The sequence below is a fragment of the Candidatus Pelagibacter communis genome (assembly GCF_012932795.1).
Lineage (GTDB): Bacteria > Pseudomonadota > Alphaproteobacteria > Pelagibacterales > Pelagibacteraceae > Pelagibacter > Pelagibacter ubique_S.
The window spans coordinates 370,295-387,648 of sequence record NZ_LANA01000001.1 but is presented as its reverse complement, the minus strand read 5'-3'; the positions used below and the strand labels follow the sequence as shown (position 1 = coordinate 387,648).

At 27.6% G+C, this 17,354-nt stretch carries 17 protein-coding genes; 14 read left to right on the top strand and 3 right to left on the bottom strand.

Features of this window, described 5'->3' with window-relative positions:
* Positions 1 to 95 precede the first annotated feature (95 nt).
* Entirely contained in the window at positions 96 to 698 is a 603-nt protein-coding gene (rdgB, locus tag VP91_RS02010) for an RdgB/HAM1 family non-canonical purine NTP pyrophosphatase (RefSeq protein WP_169035768.1), read from the top strand.
* Here the strand turns inward: rdgB and VP91_RS02005 are convergent.
* Complete coding sequence (locus VP91_RS02005; RefSeq protein WP_169035767.1) at positions 682 to 1,833, bottom strand: ABC transporter substrate-binding protein; 1,152 nt, start codon at positions 1,831 to 1,833, stop codon at positions 682 to 684. The genes rdgB and VP91_RS02005 overlap by 17 nt on opposite strands.
* 32 nt (positions 1,834 to 1,865) lie before the next feature.
* On the opposite strand from VP91_RS02005, the gene rsmI reads away from it, so the two are divergent.
* A complete protein-coding gene (gene rsmI / locus VP91_RS02000) occupies positions 1,866 to 2,729 on the top strand; it encodes a 16S rRNA (cytidine(1402)-2'-O)-methyltransferase (RefSeq protein WP_169035766.1) in 864 nt (287 codons plus the stop codon).
* Complete coding sequence (locus VP91_RS01995) at positions 2,719 to 3,312, top strand: BON domain-containing protein (RefSeq protein WP_169035765.1); 594 nt, start codon at positions 2,719 to 2,721, stop codon at positions 3,310 to 3,312. The genes rsmI and VP91_RS01995 overlap by 11 nt, the downstream gene beginning before the upstream one ends.
* On the opposite strand, the gene VP91_RS01990 is transcribed toward VP91_RS01995, so the two are convergent.
* Positions 3,309 to 5,594 carry an NADP-dependent malic enzyme gene (locus VP91_RS01990; protein ID WP_169035764.1) on the bottom strand — a complete coding sequence of 762 codons (2,286 nt, stop codon included), beginning with the start codon at positions 5,592 to 5,594 and terminating at the stop codon, positions 3,309 to 3,311. The genes VP91_RS01995 and VP91_RS01990 overlap by 4 nt on opposite strands.
* 49 nt (positions 5,595 to 5,643) lie before the next feature.
* Here VP91_RS01990 and murJ point away from each other — a divergent pair, with 49 nt between their 5' ends.
* From murJ to VP91_RS01970, 4 genes are read left to right on the top strand one after another with little or no spacing between them, the layout of a single operon-like run.
* Positions 5,644 to 7,170 (top strand): murein biosynthesis integral membrane protein MurJ, encoded by a 1,527-nt coding sequence (murJ, locus tag VP91_RS01985; RefSeq protein ID WP_169035763.1) that lies wholly within the window; start codon positions 5,644 to 5,646, stop codon positions 7,168 to 7,170.
* Position 7,171: 1 nt separating this feature from the next.
* Positions 7,172 to 8,173 (top strand): tryptophan--tRNA ligase, encoded by a 1,002-nt coding sequence (trpS, locus tag VP91_RS01980; protein WP_169035762.1) that lies wholly within the window; start codon positions 7,172 to 7,174, stop codon positions 8,171 to 8,173.
* A gap of 52 nt (positions 8,174 to 8,225) precedes the next feature.
* Complete coding sequence (locus VP91_RS01975) at positions 8,226 to 8,768, top strand: NifU family protein (protein ID WP_169035761.1); 543 nt, start codon at positions 8,226 to 8,228, stop codon at positions 8,766 to 8,768.
* Between the two features lie 2 nt (positions 8,769 to 8,770).
* On the top strand, positions 8,771 to 9,940 hold the full coding sequence (locus tag VP91_RS01970) for a glucosaminidase domain-containing protein (protein WP_169035760.1): 1,170 nt from the start codon (positions 8,771 to 8,773) through the stop codon (positions 9,938 to 9,940).
* Here the strand turns inward: VP91_RS01970 and VP91_RS01965 are convergent.
* Positions 9,937 to 10,953 (bottom strand): polysaccharide deacetylase family protein, encoded by a 1,017-nt coding sequence (locus VP91_RS01965; RefSeq protein ID WP_248289198.1) that lies wholly within the window; start codon positions 10,951 to 10,953, stop codon positions 9,937 to 9,939. The genes VP91_RS01970 and VP91_RS01965 overlap by 4 nt on opposite strands.
* Here VP91_RS01965 and VP91_RS01960 point away from each other — a divergent pair.
* Genes VP91_RS01960 through metK form a run of 7 tightly spaced genes read left to right on the top strand, consistent with a single transcriptional unit; the run spans position 10,946 to position 17,257 of the window.
* On the top strand, positions 10,946 to 11,332 hold the full coding sequence (locus VP91_RS01960; RefSeq protein ID WP_169035759.1) for a peptidase M22: 387 nt from the start codon (positions 10,946 to 10,948) through the stop codon (positions 11,330 to 11,332). The genes VP91_RS01965 and VP91_RS01960 overlap by 8 nt on opposite strands.
* A gap of 8 nt (positions 11,333 to 11,340) precedes the next feature.
* Positions 11,341 to 11,751 carry a Fur family transcriptional regulator gene (locus VP91_RS01955; protein ID WP_169035758.1) on the top strand — a complete coding sequence of 137 codons (411 nt, stop codon included), beginning with the start codon at positions 11,341 to 11,343 and terminating at the stop codon, positions 11,749 to 11,751.
* Positions 11,729 to 13,096 carry a tRNA (N6-isopentenyl adenosine(37)-C2)-methylthiotransferase MiaB gene (gene miaB / locus VP91_RS01950; protein WP_169035757.1) on the top strand — a complete coding sequence of 456 codons (1,368 nt, stop codon included), beginning with the start codon at positions 11,729 to 11,731 and terminating at the stop codon, positions 13,094 to 13,096. Before VP91_RS01955 ends, miaB begins: the two co-directional genes overlap by 23 nt.
* A gap of 3 nt (positions 13,097 to 13,099) precedes the next feature.
* Positions 13,100 to 14,101: a PhoH family protein gene (locus VP91_RS01945; RefSeq protein ID WP_169035756.1), complete on the top strand. Its 1,002-nt coding sequence runs from the start codon at positions 13,100 to 13,102 to the stop codon at positions 14,099 to 14,101.
* Entirely contained in the window at positions 14,094 to 14,564 is a 471-nt protein-coding gene (gene ybeY, locus VP91_RS01940; RefSeq protein ID WP_169035755.1) for an rRNA maturation RNase YbeY, read from the top strand. Before VP91_RS01945 ends, ybeY begins: the two co-directional genes overlap by 8 nt.
* Positions 14,557 to 16,095: an apolipoprotein N-acyltransferase gene (gene lnt, locus VP91_RS01935; RefSeq protein ID WP_248289197.1), complete on the top strand. Its 1,539-nt coding sequence runs from the start codon at positions 14,557 to 14,559 to the stop codon at positions 16,093 to 16,095. The genes ybeY and lnt overlap by 8 nt, the downstream gene beginning before the upstream one ends.
* Positions 16,088 to 17,257: a methionine adenosyltransferase gene (metK, locus tag VP91_RS01930; protein ID WP_169035754.1), complete on the top strand. Its 1,170-nt coding sequence runs from the start codon at positions 16,088 to 16,090 to the stop codon at positions 17,255 to 17,257. Before lnt ends, metK begins: the two co-directional genes overlap by 8 nt.
* Positions 17,258 to 17,354: the final 97 nt, after the last annotated feature.

Here is a 17,354-nt window from a genome sequence, read left to right as displayed (position 1 = left end):
TCAAAGTCTTTAGTTTCATTATTTTTGGGCTCTGAATTAGTGTTTTGATCTTTTTCCATTAGTGCTTATATGGTATGAAATTTAAAAATTGCTAGATGTTAAAGAAAAAAATTACAGAAATATTAATAGGCACAAATAATTTAGGAAAATTAAGAGAAATTAAGGATTTACTACCTAAAAATCTTAAAATTTACTCTACTTCAGACTTTAAAATGAAAAGTCCTACTGAAAATGGAAAAAGCTTTGAAGAAAACTCTTTAATTAAAGCTAAATATTTTTCTAAAAAATCCAAAATGGCTTGTTTGTCTGATGACTCTGGACTTGAGATTGATATTTTGGGTGGAGCTCCAGGAATATATTCAGCTAGGTGGGGTGGAGCAAAAGGTGATTTTGTTAAAGCAATGAATAGAGTTTTTAAAGAACTAAATAAAAAAGATAAAAAATGGAAAAAAAAAAAAATTAAAGCTAGATTTGTTTGTGCTTTAACAATTTACAGACCAAATAAAAAAATAATCACTTCTATCGGTAAAATTGAAGGTTTTATTTCACCTTTTATTAAAGGTAAGAATGGATTTGGGTACGATCCTATTTTTATACCCACAGGAAAAAAAATTACCTTTGGTGAAATTAAAGCATATCAAAAATATAAAATAGATCACAGATTTAAAGCTTTTAAAAAGATTAAAAAATTTTTTTAAACTCTCCATTTTCTACTTTATAAAAATTTAAAATATGATTGATTTTATTATTTCTAATTTCAAAAATTCCGATCTTCCCTTTAAATAAGGTTTTTTTAGAAAATATTTTTTTATCTATAATGAAATTATTCTGAATTATTAAAAAATAAATAAGACCAACTAAATCATAACTCAAGAACGATAATTGATTAGGATATTGATTGTATTTTTCAAAATATTCAGATGAGAAATCATCATAATTATTTTTGTTTGCAGAAGGAAAATATAACGGTTGTGAACTTGTTTCCTTAATGAGTGATTCATCAAACCATTGATTAAGTGTTATAAAGTATTTTTTCTTAGGAGAAACATCAGTATACAACAAGGAAGTAGTTACACTTTTTAAACTTTCATCAAAATCTGAAATAACCACTGCATCAAAATTGACATTTCCAAGAGTGTCTCTTTTTTTTAACCTTTCAATTAATCCTTCTTTATTAGCTTGTTCAGATTTTTCAAGTCTTATTATTTCATCTTCAAGATTTTGCTTTCTAATTTCATAACGAGTAATTTTTTCGATCTGTTTTGTCAGTTTAGTTGGATTAGTATCATAAATATAATTTTTTAACATTTTGATTTTGGAATTTGATATAGCTTTATCAATTTCAAATTTGAAATCTACATCTGGAGTTAAAAAAATAGTCTTTTTAATCTCATTTAATTTTATGAATTTTTTAATTGCCTCTAATTGTGAGGTTGCATTTATTCCACCATTAATAATATTATTTGAAAAATTATCATTTTTATTAGTTAAGGATAAAAAAGTTATTTCATTTAATTCATCTAAATAAATTAAATTTTGATTGAATACTGGGCCGATTACTATTTTTATACCTAAATTAGATAGCTCTTTTGCAGCTCTTAAAGTAATTTCTGGGCTTGATCCCGAATCCCTTGGAATGATTTTAATTGATTGATTATTAATTTTATTAATAGCAAGTCTTACTGATTTAACTATAGACTGACCAATATTAGAATTTTGGCCTGTTAGCGGAACAAGTAATCCAATTTTAATTTCTTCACTTGCTATAATTTTATCTGTGCAGACTGAAAAAGTTAATATTAAAGATAGTATAATTTTAGTAATTTTTTTCATTTTAATGTTACTATTATAACGAATATATTGTGATGATTATACACACTGAAAATATAAATAATAAAGTTAAAAGTGGTTTATATATAGTTGCTACTCCAATTGGAAATCTTAGTGATATTACCTTAAGAGCCCTAGATGTCTTAAAAAAATCAGATTATATACTATGTGAAGACACACGTATTTCAAAAAAATTACTAGATAAATATGAAGTTAAGTCAAAATTAATTTCAAATCACAAATTTAATGAAAAAAAAAATTTATCCAAAATAATAGATATTTTAAAATCAGATTCTGTTGTGTCGCTAATTTCTGATGCTGGAACTCCATCAGTTTCTGACCCAGGTGCGATATTGATTAATGAATGTGTGGCAAAAAATATTAATATTTTTCCAATATCTGGTGCATCAGCAGTTTCTACTGCTGTTTCAATTAGTGGGTTTAATGAAAAGTATTTTTTTTATGGGTTCTTTCCTGAAAAAAATAATAAAATAAAAGAGGATTTTGAAAAATTGACAAGCATTAACAGCAGCATTGTATTTTTTATTTCTCCACGAAAATTTAATAAATCTATAAAAGACATTAAATATTATTTCTCAGATAGAAAAATTTTGGTATGTAGAGAAATGACAAAGTTTTATGAAGAGTACACTAGATCATATATCGAGGACTTAGAACCGTTCAAATTTGATCCAAAAGGTGAGCTAACTATCGTTATTTCAGAGAAGATCAAAGAAAAAAACTCTTCGATAAACTTAAAAGAATCTGATAAAAAAAATATTCAAAAAATGATTAAAAAATTAAGTATTAAAGATATCACTGATTTAATTAGTCAAAATACTAACGTGCCAAAAAAAAAAATTTATAATTACTGCTTAGAATTAAAAAATGAAAAGTAGAATTTTTTTAATAAGTTTATTTTTTTTAATTCTCTCAGGATGTATTGGAATTAGCTCAAAGGGTGTTTTTGGAACTGGTGTTAGTGTTGCTTTTGATCCAAGATCTTTGGGTACCCAAATAGACGATTCTGTGATGCAGAAAAATTTAACAGCAAGACTAGTATTAAGAGATAAGGCCTACTTGTTATCTGTAAAAACAAAAGTCTTAGATGGTAGAATTTTTTTAACAGGAAAGATTGAAGACCCAGAAGAAAAACTTCAAATTACGAAATTAGCATGGGAAACTAAAGGAACTAGATCTGTTAGAAACGATATTACGATAAAAGAAGATTTTAATTTCAAGCAATCAGCAAAAGATTTATTAATAACTTCACAGTTACGAACAGCCTTAATATTCAATAAAAAGATTAAGGCAACTAACTATCAAATAGACACTTATAAGAAAAAAATATTTATTTATGGAATTGCCCATACGACAGATGAGAGAAAAGAAGTAATAACTGAAGCAAAAGAAATATTAGACGTCAAAGACGTCATAGCGAGTATAGTTTTAGTTGAAGACTTGAGAATTCAAAAGAACTAATTTTTATTATAATCAATTACATCTGCAGAGTAGGCAGCAACAGATGCTAAGTTTATTATTTCTGACGTTGAAGATCTTAAAGGTGCTATTTCAATAGGTTGGCCTAAGCCAATTAATAAAGGTCCAATAACTTTTGTATCACCCAAACTTTTCATCATCTTATATGATATTGCAGCGCTGTGTTGACCAGGCATTATCAAAATATTTGCATTTCCTACAATATTTGAAAAGGGATAAAGCTTTTTATATTCTTCATTTAGAGCAACATCTGGTTGCATATCTCCATCAAATTCAAAATCTACATTTTTACTTTTTAAAATTTCAACTGCTTTTTTTATATGTTTTGTTCTACTTGTTAGAGGCTGACCAAATGTTGAATGCGAAACAAAAGCAACTTTTGGAATAAAACCAAACAGCTTGACCACTCTTGCGGCAGATATAGCAATTTCAGCAAGCTCTTCTGAGCTTGGATATTCGTTAACACTAGTGTCTCCAACAAAAATAGTCTTTCCTTTTGCAACAACCATATTTAAACCAAACATAATCTCTCCATGTCTAGCCTCTATAACTTGTGTAACCTTTTCAAAAGAAGCCCCAAATCTTCTTGTGTTTCCAGTGACAGCACCATCTGCATCCCCACATGCCACCATACAAGATGCCCAAATGACTCTATCATTTCTTACAAGTCTATCACAATCTCTTTCTAAAAGGCCTTGTTCTCTTTGCATTTTTTTAAATAAAAACTTAACGTATTTTTCCCTTTTTTCAGAATCTGTAGAATTAATTATTTCAATACCAAAATGATCATCGTAGCCAATTTCTTTTATTGTTTCTTTAATCTTTTCTTTTTTTCCAATTAAAATTGGTATTCCTAATTTTGAATTTTTAAATGCTATTGCTGCTTTAAGAGTATTTTTGTCTTCACCATCTGCAAAAACTATTCTTTTTTGATTTTTTTTAATATAAGAATTAATACCTTGCATAATTGTAACAGATGGATTTAGTCTTTGTTTTAGCTGTTCTTTATAGATTTCAAAATCTTCAATATTTTTCCTTGCAACCCCACTATCCATTGCAGCTTTGGCTACGGCTGCAGGAATTATACTAATCAACCTTGGGTCAAAAGTTGAAGGAATTATATAGTCTTTTCCATAATGAGGTCTATCACCACCCATTGCTGTCACTACCTCATCAGGAACATCTTCTCTTGTAAGTTTTGCTATAGCATCTGCAGCAGCTACTTTCATTTCTTCATTAATAGTTGTTGCTCTAACATCAAGTGCTCCTCGAAATACATATGGAAAACCAATTAAATTATTCACTTGATTGGGATAATCAGATCTTCCTGTTGCTATGATGGCGTCATCTCTAACATCCATTATTTCTTCTGGAGTTATTTCTGGATCTGGATTAGCACAAGCAAAAATTATAGGATTTTTTGACATTTTTTTTACCATTTCTTTTGATAGGGCACCTTTTGCAGAAAGCCCTAAAAAAACATCAGCACCATTAATTGCTTCATCTAAAGTTCTCATTTTAGTTTCAATAGCATGGGATGATTTCCACTGATTCAGCCCTTCTCTGCCTTGGTAGATTACTCCCGATCTATCTACCATAGTTATATTTTTTTTAGGCACACCACTATTTTTAAATAAATTAGCACAAGCCATTGCCGATGCCCCAGCGCCATTCACAACAATTTTAATTTCTTTAATAGATTTCCCACTAATATCTAAGGCATTGATTAATGCGGCAGTTGTAATAATTGCTGTACCATGTTGGTCATCATGAAAAACTGGAATATCTAAAATCTCTTTTAATTTATCTTCAATAACAAAACAATCTGGAGCAGCTATATCCTCTAAGTTTATTCCTCCAAAGCTACAGGCAAAGTTCTTTATGCTATTTATAATTTCATTTGAATCTTTAGAGTCAATTTCTAAATCAATTGAGTCAATATCGGCAAACCTTTTAAATAGAACTGCTTTACCTTCCATCACTGGTTTTGAGGCTAGAGCACCTAAATCACCCATACCTAAAATTGCAGACCCATTACTTATAACAGCAACAAGATTTCCTTTTGAAGTATAATCATAAGCAGATTCTGGATTTTCTGAAATCATTTTAACTGGCACGGCAACACCTGGAGAGTAGGCTAGAGCCAGATCTCTCTTAGTGGTCATCGGTTTAGAAGAATTGATCTCAATTTTTCCAGGTTTGTTTCTGGAGTGGAAATCCAAAGCTTCCTTATCAGTATAATGATCTATTTTAGTTTTTTTCATTTATGTTATTAAATATACAATTGGAGCAATTTTAAGACTAATATGATTTATGAAATTAATTAAGTCAACAGGCACATTCAGTTTTTTTACAATAATAAGTAGATTATTGGGTTATGTAAGAGATGTGTTGATTGCTGTGTTTCTTGGTACAGGATCACTAGCAGATGCCTTCTTTGTTGCATTTAGAATACCCAATACATTTAGAAGATTATTCTCAGAAGGAACCTTCAATGCTGCATTTGTTCCAAGTTACTCATCATTACTTAGTAATAAAAAAAAATCACAAAAATTCGCAGAAAATATTTTTACTTTACTTACTTTAGGGTTATTTTTCTTAGTCCTTACTATTGAGATAGTGATGCCATTATTTATCTACTTGATAGCACCAGGCTTTGAAGGTGATTATCAAAAAATGGAATTAGCTATTACTTTGACAAGAATCACTTTTCCTTTTTTAATTTTTATTAGTTTAGCATCTTTTTTTTCTGCTATCTTAAATTCACATAATAAATTTGCTATAGCTTCTGCTGCACCTATTATTTTAAATATTCTTTTAATAGGAGTATTGTTTTTAGGAAATATATTAAATGATCAGTTAGTTTACTATCTTTCTTATGCAGTAACTATTTCAGGAATCTTACAATTCATTTTTTTATACTTTTTTGTAAAAAAATACTTTTCTTTTAAAGTAAGTTTATCATTTAAAATTAATGATAAAATTAAAAAATTTTTTAGGAAATTACTACCCAGTATTTTTTCTTCTGGTGTAACCCAAATAAATATTTTAGTTGGAACAATTATTGCATCTTTTCAAGCTAGCGCGGTATCCTATCTTTATTACGCAGATAGAATTTATCAAATAAATCTTGCTATAGCAGGCATAGCGATAGGCACAGTAATACTTCCTCAACTTTCTAAACACGTTAAAAGTAAAAAAAAAGAAAAAATAAAATTAATTCAGAATAAAGCCTTAGAGTTAAGTTTATTTTTAAGTATACCTGCTTCAATTGCTTTATTAATAGCCTCTGAGGAAATTATTTCATCTTTGTTTGGGTACGGTTCTTTTGATGAAGAAAGTGTTAAAAATTCAGGAAAGGCTTTATTCTACTTTGCTATTGGATTACCAGCATTTTCAATTATCAAAGTTTTTTCAGCATTTTTTTTCGCAAGGCATAATACTAAGATTCCTTTTTATATCTCTCTTTTATCAGTATTATTAAACATACTTATTAGTATCATTTTTTTCCAAGAAGTTGGATTTATAATTATACCAATAGCAACTACAATATCATCTTGGTTTAATGCAATTTTATTATTTATTTTCCTTAAGGTGAAAAATTTATTTAGTTTTAATTTAATATTTATCGATAGATTTATTAAAATTCTAATGTCTTCTATATTAATGGGAGTATTTTTTTATTACGTTATTTATTTTTTTAATGACAAGTTGTTTTATGAGGCAAGCTTTAAAGCTATATACCTTGTTGGGGTAGTTTTATTTGGATTAATGTTCTATCTATCAATTTCAATTTTAATCAAGGCTTTTAAAAGAAGTGATATTAATTTAAACTATTAGTATGACTAAAAAAATTTTTTCAGGAGTTCAGCCAACTGGAAACCTTCACCTTGGAAATTATCTTGGGGCAATTAAAAATTTTGTAGAACTTCAAAATGAAAAAGAAACCCAATGTATTTTTTGTGTTGTTGATCTTCATGCAATCACTGTTAAGCAAGATCCTAAAGAATTAAAAAAAAATATTAGAGAAACAGCAGCCACATTTATTGCGTCTGGAATTGATCCAACCCAAAGTATAATCTTTAATCAATCGATGGTTACAGCACATTCAGAAGCTGCATGGATTTTAAGCTGTGTTTCAAGAATCGGTTGGCTTAATAGAATGACGCAATTTAAAGAAAAAGCTGGAAAAGACAAAGAGAAAGCTAGCATTGGGCTTTATTCTTACCCAGTTTTAATGGCTGCTGATATTTTACTGTATGATGCTTCACATGTTCCAGTTGGTGATGATCAAAAACAACACTTAGAACTTTGTAGAGATATAGCGCAAAAATTTAATAACGATTTTAATAGCCCAGATTTCTTAAAATTACCAGAGCCTCTAATCCAAAAACAATTTTCTAGAATAATGAGTCTTAAAGATGGAACAAAAAAAATGAGCAAGTCAGATCCTTCAGATTTAAGCAGAATTAACCTGAGTGATAGTAAAGAAGAAATATTAAATAAAATAAAAAAAGCAAAAACAGATCCGTTACCACTACCCAAAGAAATCAAAGGTTTGTTTGAAAGACCAGAAGCAGAAAATTTATTAGGTATTTATTCAAGTTTAAAAAATCAGAAATTAGAAAACTCCGTTAATGAATTTAATGAAAAAAACTTCTCTCAATTCAAAGAAAAATTATCAGAAATTTTAGTTGAAAAGATTGAGCCAATTTCAAAAGAAATTAAAAGATTACTAGAGGATGAAAAATTTTTGGATTCGATTTTATTAGAAGGATCTGAAAAAGCTGGTAAAATTGCTTCAAAAAAAATCAAAGAAATGAAAGAATTAGTAGGTTTTTAACTAAATTTATTAAGTGGTTTAAATTTGAATATTTATCTTTATATATAAACTTATGTTTGTCCAAACTGAAATAACACCGAACCCTAATTCTCTTAAATTTTTGCCTGGAAAAAATGTATCTAACTGTGGTTCTTTTGAGATAACAAAAAAAGAAGATACTGATAGCGAATTAGTAAGAAACCTTTTGTCTATCAATGGTGTAATAGGAGTATTTTTAGGAGTAGATTTCTTATCTATCAATAAAAAAGAAGATATAATTTGGGAAGATATTAAACATATAGTTATTTCATTAATAAATGATTTTTATGCGACAGGAAAAAATTTTGTCATTGAAAATGAATTGTTTGAAAAAAAAGAACAAAAATTTAATGAAATTGAGGAGAAAATCATAAAAATTCTTGAGACAAAGATTAGACCTGCTGTTGCTAAGGATGGTGGTGATATAAAGTTTAAAGAATTTAAAAACGGAATTGTTAAAGTAGAATTACAAGGAAGCTGTTCTGGATGTCCAAGTTCAACAATGACGCTTAAGCAAGGTGTTCAAAATCTTTTGTGCCACTATTTGCCTGAAGTAAAAGAAGTAGTTGCAATATAAACATGAAAAAAAAAATATACTCAATTGATTTAATCATTAGGTTTTTTAGAAAAAACTTCACTGAAAAGTATTTAAAAATTGATTTCATCAAAAAGTATATAAAAAACCAAAATTTTTTAACCATAAGAAAAAAGAATGAAAAAGATCAACTAATTTTAGGAAATATATTTAGGACTTTTTTGTCAAGTGCAGTGATCATAGCATCCTTTTCTGTTGCACCTTTAGTTGTTGACTTTGCTAAATCAAGAACAATTTTTTCAAACAATTATGAAAATAATTCAAAAAATAAATTAAAGACACTATTAGAAAATCAAGATTCAAAACTTGATAATGAAGTGAATAGAAAATTTTTATATGAAGATGTATTTGCCTTTGATGAGCAGCCTACCGATACAGTGAGATTAAGTGCACAGATATTAGAAGAGTTATTTAAATCAACTAATTATGATTTAAAGGATGTAAGAAAAAATAAATTAGTTAAACCAATTTCACTAACATTATTACCAAATGAAATAAAAAAAATTGAAAGCTCACAAAAAAGAAAAGATCTATTTATTCAAATTATTTTACCATTGGTAATTAAAGAAAATCAAAATATTAAATTAGATAGAAAAAAACTTTTCAAAGTACTGAATAAAAGTAAAAATACTAAAAATGAAAAACAATGGTTAAATTTAAAATTTAAACAATATGGGGTTGTAAATAAGGATTTATCTACACTAAAAGTTAGAATGGATGAAGTTCCAATCTCCATGACTATTGCACAAGCTGCTAAAGAAACGGGTTGGGGTACTTCAAGATTTGCTTTAGAAGGAAATGCTTTATTTGGTCAATGGACTTGGTCTGGCGAAGGTATAAAACCTTCAGGTGCCGATGGTAGTACAACACATAAGGTAATGAAATTTAAAGTATTACAAGCTTCGGTAAGAGCATATCAAAGAAATTTAAATACTCACTCTTCTTACAAGAACTTTAGAAGTGCAAGAGCAGAATTAAGAGAGGAAGGAAAAAAGCTAAATAGTATAACTCTTTCTGAACATTTAGATAAATATGCAGAAACAGGAAAAGAATATGTCAAAGTTTTGCAACAAATCATAAAACAAAATAATCTAACAGATTTTGATGATGCTAAATTAATGCCTTCAAGTATTGACCTAGAAAGCTTAATTTAATTTTGTTCAACAGAGAATTGGATACCAAACCATCTCCAAACACCATCATCATTGAGTGAGCAGTTTATTCTACCTCTCCTAAAATTATATTTTTCTCTGAAATTTAATTTCAAACTATTTTGATAAAAACTAATATTTGATTTTTCCCATTTTCCACCTTCATCTGAAAAACAATTTATATTATTTAAATTTTTTTGTTCTTTAAAAAATTCTACTACAAATTTTGGAGGATTATCATTTTTTGTTAAATATTTTTCTTCTGGATATAAGAATTTATATTCAAGTGGATTAAGATTGATTAAAAATTTGAATCTTTTCATATTACCATATTTTTCATTTATTGGAAATCTGGGTAATTCATGACGGTCTTTATTAATATCTATAACACCAGAATGCTGACCAAAAGAAAACTTAAAATTTTTAGAAATATATTCTTTTATAAATCCACTATATTCTCCAAAAGGATATGAAAAAAAAATAGGATTATATCCTAGCTCATTATTAAAAATTGTAGAGGCAGTTTGGATATCATTTATAAATTCCTCATTTTTAAAATCTACTAAATAGTCATGTGTATGTGAATGATTACCTATATATGCTTTATTTTCTTTTTCTAATTCTTTTATTTGACTCCAGGTCATATATCCATTTTTTCCAATAGTTTCTGTCGAAACAAAAAGGATAAAAGGGATTTTTTCTTTTTTTAAATAAGGCCACGCAACATCATAAAATGAAGAAAAAGCGTCATCTATAGTGATGAGGATTTTTTTTTCTGTTTTTACAGTATTAAAGTTTTTTTCTAAATCTTTAGGATCATAAAAGTTATAGTTTAAGCTTTTGATTATTTCTATTTGTTGCTTAAAAACATTCATTTGAATGTTAGTTGAGGGGTATTTATCCTCATTAAACCTATGATACATCAATGAAAGAATACCCTTATCGTTAGAATAATATTTGATATTCTTTTCTGCTGCTTTAGTGTTAGAGCTAAATAATAATATTATAATGAACAACTTAATTATAGATGCGGCTAATGATAAAATTTTTTTTACAATCATTATTAATGAAAGTGTTTATACTTCTAGTCACAAAAATAGTAAAATCAATTATGAAAGGTTGATGCTTTTAATTGATAAATTTTTAAGGAATAACAAAAAATCTTTAGATGATATAGATGTTGTGTATGTTAATAGAGGTCCTGGCAGCTTTGCAGGCATTAGAAATTCACTATCAATGATTAAAGCCTTATATATTACAAAAAAAATAGACTATTATTGCTTTAGTTTTAGTGATTTTGAAGAATCTAAGGTTGTTAAATATGTCGATGTGCCCAAGTTATGTGTAAAATATAAACTTAAAAAGAATTTGATTAATCCTATTTATTTAAGTTAAAATTAGTTATGTCAGAAAATATTGAACAAAAGTGTTTAGCCAAAGGAGTTAAACTTACAGATCAAAGAAAAATTATTGCTAAAATAATGTCAGAGTCAAATGACCATCCCGATGTAGATGAGCTCTATAACAGAGTTTCAAAAGTTGATTCAAAGATTAGCATCGCAACTGTGTACAGAACAGTAAAATTATTTGAAGAGTGTGGAATTTTAACAAAACATGAATTTAAAGGAGGAAAAGCAAGATATGAAGAATTAAATGAAGGTCACCATGATCACTTAATAGATCTCAAGTCAGGTGAAATCATAGAGTTTGTTGATGAAGAGATTGAAAACTTACAAGAAAAAATTGCAGATAAATTAGGCTACCGTTTGGTAGATCACAAATTAGAGTTATATGGAGTTAAAAAAAAACCCTAAGCTAATGTTAAAAAAAATTTTTATAAAAACTTTTGGTTGTCAAATGAATGAATATGACTCTAATCGTATAATTGATACAGTAAAAAAAATAGGATTTGAAAAAACAGATAATTATGAAGATGCAAATTGTTATCTTTTGAATACGTGTCATATAAGAGACAAAGCAAAAGAAAAAGTTTATCATGAAATTGGAAGAGTTAAGAAAATTTTTAGATCAAAAAAAAAACCAATTGTGGTTGTTGCTGGGTGTGTAGCACAAGCAGAAAATCAAGAGATGTTAAAGAGAGAGCCTTACATTGATATAGTCATTGGCCCTCAATCATATCATAAAATTAATCAGACGATACAAGGATATATAGATAAAAAAAAAAAACAGGAAGAGACTGAGTTTGATACAATTTCAAAATTTAATTATTTAAGTAAAATTAAGAATAAGCATAGTAAAGTATCTTCTTTTTTAACAATTCAAGAGGGTTGCGATAAATTTTGCCATTTTTGTGTTGTGCCATATACGCGTGGTCCTGAATATTCTAGGCCATTTGACCAAATTATTAATGAGGCTAAGGAAATAATAAAAGATGGTGCTAAAGAAATTATTCTTTTAGGGCAAAATGTTAATGCATATAATTACAAAGGTGGAAATAAAGAATTTAGATTATCAGATTTGCTATTAGAATTAGAAAATTTTAAAGAGCTGAAGAGAATTAGATATACCACATCCCACCCAAAAGATATGACTAATGACTTAATAGAAATTTATAAAGTATCAAATAAATTAATGCCATTAGTACATTTACCTGTACAGAGCGGGTCAAACAAAATTTTAAAATTAATGAACAGAAAACATACTATTGAAGAATATTTGAAGATTTATAAAAAATTAAAAGAGATTAATTCAAAAATTGAGTTTTCAAGTGATTTTATAATTGGCTATCCAGAAGAAAATGAAGAAGATTTTAAATACACAATGGAGTTGATTGAAAAAATAAAATTTATTAACTCCTATTCTTTTATTTTTAGCCCAAGACCTGGAACTGTTGCAGCTAGTCTAGAATTAGTTGATGCAAAAAAATCTAAAAAAAGATTAGAAACAATACAACAAAAATTATCTCAAAATCAGATAAAAAAAAATAAATCTTTAGAAGGCAAGACTTTAAATGTTTTAGTTGAAAATAAAATGAAAGATGGCATTAAATTATTTGGTAGAACAGAGTATATGACATCTGTAATTTTTGATGGTAATACTGACAATATAGGAAAAATTGTACAGATTGAAATAACTAGCAGTAACCAAAATAGCTTGTTTGGAGTACTAAAAGATAACTATAAAAAAAAGGTAGCCTGAAATTTGAAAAACGCTACTCAAAAAAAAATTAATCCTACTCTAAAATTTGTTTATTCTGAAAACAATTCTCTGAGCGTAATATTTCAAGACAATGATTTATTAATGGGTGTAGTTGGAGAGTTTAATGAAAATCTTAAGGAACTAGAAAAAATTACAAAAACAAATCTATATTCTAGAGGCAATTCTATTTTAATAAAATCTACACCAGAACAAAATGAAATCACTAAAAATGCTATTCAGTTTTTAGTTAACCAGTTTATAAATAATGGTGGGATAGAAAAAAAAGATATAATCTCATCAATAGACAAATTTATGATAAATGAAAAAATAAAAAATAAAAATATATCTGATATTATTAAAACTCCTAAAAAATCAGTTATACCGAGGTCAGAAAAACAAAAAGAATACGTAAGAGCTTTAAGACAAAGTGATATTGTTATTTCGGCAGGTCCAGCAGGAACGGGGAAAACATTTTTGGCTGTGGCAGTTGGTTTGACATTATTACTTGATAAGAAGATAGAAAGAATTATTCTATCAAGACCAGCAGTGGAAGCTGGAGAAAGATTGGGTTTTTTACCAGGAGACATGAAAGAAAAAGTAGACCCTTATTTAAGACCGCTATACGATTCCTTATATGATCTTTTTGATTTCGAAAAAATTCAAAGAATGATTGAGATCGGTGATATTGAAATAGCTCCACTAGCATTTATGAGGGGTAGAACTTTAAAAAATTGTTTTGCAATTTTAGATGAAGCACAAAATGCAACAGATACACAGATCAAAATGTTCTTAACACGAATAGGGGAAAATTCAAAAATTGTTATTAATGGAGATCCATCTCAAATTGATTTACCTCACAAGAACATGTCTGGATTAAATAGGTCTAAAAAATTACTCGGACACTTAAGTGAAATCTCTGTAGTAGATTTTGACCATTCTGATGTTGTTAGACATCCTCTAGTTTCTAAGATTGTAAAAGCGTACTCAGATCAAGAAAATGATTAACATTGACGTAGTTTCAGAGTGCAAATTTTGGAATAAAAAAATTAAAAGAACTGATATTTTTTTCAATGCTTTGGCTCGGGCCTTTCCTAGAAAGTATAGATTTATCGGAAAAAAGGTAAGCCTAACTATCTTACTTTCAAATAACAAAAATATAAAAAAAATAAATAAAAAATTTAGAAAAAAAAATAGAACAACAGATATTCTTTCTTTCCCATCTGAAAAAAAATTAAATATAAAAAAAACCCCATACATTGGAGACATTATTGTTAGTTATGAGTTTTTGAATAAACCAAAAACTTTAAGAGCTTTTGAATTTAAAAATAAATTAACTAAGATTTTCATTCATGGTTTTCTTCATTTATTAGGCTATGACCATACTAAATTAAAAGATTTTAAAAAAATGTTAATTGAAGAAAAAAAGATTTATAAAACTATTGAAACAAAGATTGCCAAACTTGTTTAAAAAAAAATTTTTAAATTATTTTTATATTATTTTTTTAGGGGCAATTAGTTCTTATAGCCTACCACCATATAATTATTTTATTATTAATTTCATTACCTTTTCTTTATTTTTTATTTTTATTTTTAAAAAAAGAACAGTCAGTGATAAATTTTTCTTTCAATATGGGTGGTATTTTGGATTTGGATATTTTTTATTTAGTCTATATTGGGTAACAATTTCATTAACTTTTGATCAGGACTTTAAGTTTTTAATCCCAATTGTTATAATTTTATTGCCAGCTTTTTTAGCTATATTTTATGGTTTAATAACTTATTTTTTTTCAATTTTTTTTTCAAAAAATGTTATTACTTCTTTTTTTATTTTTTCAATTTTATTCGGTATATTAGAATTTATCAGAGGTTCAATACTTACCGGTTTTCCTTGGAATTTAATCTCATTTAGTTTTTCAAAAAGCAATTATTTTATTCAAGCTCTTTCAATTATTGGCACTTATTCTTTTAATTTAATTTGTATTTCTCTATTTACAGTTCCCGCTTTATTTTTTTTAAGAGGCTCTAAAAAAAAATTTTTAGTATCTTTTTTATTTGTTTTGGTAGCTGCTATGTTTTTAATATTTGGTTATATAAGAAATAATAATTTTAATTCTTTAGAAAGTGTTAAAAAACCCTACACAATTAAAGCAGTATCATCAAATATCAGTCTTGATAGATTTTATTCAAAGCAAGATGAATTAAAGATAATAAATGAGCTTATAGATTTAAGTGCTCCAACAAAAACTAAACCAACAATTTTTTTATGGCCAGAAGGAATTATTCCAGACAGTTACTTAAAAGAGATAAGTATTTATAAAGATTTATTTTTTAATAGTTTTGGTGAAGATGATTTAATTATTATGGGTTTAAATAGTAAAAAAATTAAAAATGATAAATATTTATTTTTTAATTCAATGGCTATTTTTAACAATAAATTAGATCTGATTACAAGTTACAATAAGGTTGATCTAGTGCCATTTGGAGAGTTTGTACCCTTTGAAGATACCTTTAGGCTAGTAGGACTTAAAACTATAACTAATAATTTACAATCTTTTTCGAGTGGAGAGACAAGGGCTCCTATCAATGTTAAAAATGATAAGATAAATTTAAACTTACTTCCTTTAATTTGTTATGAAATAATTTATACGGGTAAGTTATCTAAAGATGATAATTTTGATTATATAATTAATATTTCAGAAGATGGTTGGTTTGGAGATTCGATAGGACCCAAACAACACTTTTCACACAGTATATTTAGATCTATAGAGAGTGGCAAATATATAGTTAGATCTGCAAACAATGGAATTTCTGCTGTTATTAATCCCATAGGAATGGTTGAACAAGAAGTAAAATTTGGATCAACAGGAATTGTCGAACTGTCTGAAAGTAAGCTGGTTAAATCGACAACTTTTATGTTATATGGGAACAAAATCTTTTTAATGTTAATTTTAATATATATTTTTTTAATTTTTTCATTTAATAGAATTAAATATGAGTAATTTAAAAAACTTTTTATTCACTAGTGAGTCAGTTTCTGAAGGACATCCTGATAAAGTGTCTGATCGAATTTCGGACATGGTAGTAGATAGTTATCTTACTGAGGATCCTTTTTCTAGAGTGGCATGTGAAACACTAACAACAACAAATAAAGTTGTTCTTGCAGGAGAAGTACGAGGTCCAGATATTAAAAAAGAAGACCTTATTCAAAAAGTCAGAAATTGTATTAAAGATATTGGTTACGACCAAGATGGTTTTACATGGAGAGAAGCGACAAAAATAGAAAGTCACCTTCACTCCCAATCTTCAGATATAGCAATGGGTGTAGATTCATCAGGTAATAAGGATGAAGGTGCTGGAGACCAAGGAATAATGTTTGGATACGCATGTAACGAAACAGAGGAGTTAATGCCAGCACCTATTCATTATTCTCATAAAATTTTAAGTCTTATGGCAAAAGATAGAAAGTCTGGAATATTAAAAGGTATAGAACCAGATTCAAAAAGCCAAGTTACTTTTGAATATGTTGATGGCAAACCAACTAAAGTCAAATCAGTTGTTATATCGTCTCAACACTCAGAAGATTTAGATCAAGCCAAAGTAAGAAAATTATTAACACCCTATATGTTAAAATCTATCCCAGAACATTTTTTAAAAGATTTTGATGAAAAAGAATTTTATGTAAACCCAACCGGAAATTTTGTAATTGGTGGGCCGGATGGAGATTGTGGTTTAACAGGCAGAAAGATTATTGTTGATACTTATGGTGGAGCAGCACCCCATGGAGGAGGAGCTTTTTCTGGTAAGGATCCAACTAAAGTAGACAGATCAGCAGCTTATGCAGCTCGATACATTGCAAAAAATATTGTAGCGTCTAAAATTTCTGAAAAATGCTTAATTCAGTTAGCTTATGCAATTGGAGTTTCCAAACCACTATCTATTTATGTTGATTTATTTGATAATGATTTAGAAAAAAACAAATTTATTACTGAGAAAATTTCACAAAATTTTGATTTAAGTCCAAGAGGGATTAGAGAAATGTTAGGTTTAAATAAACCAATTTATGAAAAAACATCTGCCTATGGTCATTTTGGAAGAATGCCAGAAGCCAACGGATCATTTTCATGGGAAAAGAGTGATAAAAAGGACATTTTTTCTAAATAGTTCCTATTGAATTTAAAAAAATTCTTTATATATTGCCCTTACATTATTGATATTACAAGATGGGCTTAAGCCCATTTTTTTTTGGAGCTAATAAAAA

Bases quoted from the DNA above. Each gene is read 5' to 3' on its own strand.
- VP91_RS02005 (WP_169035767.1), bottom strand. From the start codon at position 1,833: ATGAAAAAAATTACTAAAATTATACTATCTTTAATATTAACTTTTTCA.
- murJ (WP_169035763.1), top strand. From the start codon at position 5,644: ATGAAATTAATTAAGTCAACAGGCACATTCAGTTTTTTTACAATAATA.
- rdgB (WP_169035768.1), top strand. From the start codon at position 96: ATGTTAAAGAAAAAAATTACAGAAATATTAATAGGCACAAATAATTTA.
- metK (WP_169035754.1), top strand. From the start codon at position 16,088: ATGAGTAATTTAAAAAACTTTTTATTCACTAGTGAGTCAGTTTCTGAA.
- ybeY (WP_169035755.1), top strand. From the start codon at position 14,094: ATGATTAACATTGACGTAGTTTCAGAGTGCAAATTTTGGAATAAAAAA.
- VP91_RS01975 (WP_169035761.1), top strand. From the start codon at position 8,226: ATGTTTGTCCAAACTGAAATAACACCGAACCCTAATTCTCTTAAATTT.
- miaB (WP_169035757.1), top strand. From the start codon at position 11,729: ATGGAGTTAAAAAAAAACCCTAAGCTAATGTTAAAAAAAATTTTTATA.
- VP91_RS01970 (WP_169035760.1), top strand. From the start codon at position 8,771: ATGAAAAAAAAAATATACTCAATTGATTTAATCATTAGGTTTTTTAGA.
- VP91_RS01995 (WP_169035765.1), top strand. From the start codon at position 2,719: ATGAAAAGTAGAATTTTTTTAATAAGTTTATTTTTTTTAATTCTCTCA.
- VP91_RS01990 (WP_169035764.1), bottom strand. From the start codon at position 5,594: ATGAAAAAAACTAAAATAGATCATTATACTGATAAGGAAGCTTTGGAT.
- VP91_RS01960 (WP_169035759.1), top strand. From the start codon at position 10,946: ATGAACAACTTAATTATAGATGCGGCTAATGATAAAATTTTTTTTACA.
- trpS (WP_169035762.1), top strand. From the start codon at position 7,172: ATGACTAAAAAAATTTTTTCAGGAGTTCAGCCAACTGGAAACCTTCAC.
- rsmI (WP_169035766.1), top strand. From the start codon at position 1,866: ATGATTATACACACTGAAAATATAAATAATAAAGTTAAAAGTGGTTTA.
- VP91_RS01955 (WP_169035758.1), top strand. From the start codon at position 11,341: ATGTCAGAAAATATTGAACAAAAGTGTTTAGCCAAAGGAGTTAAACTT.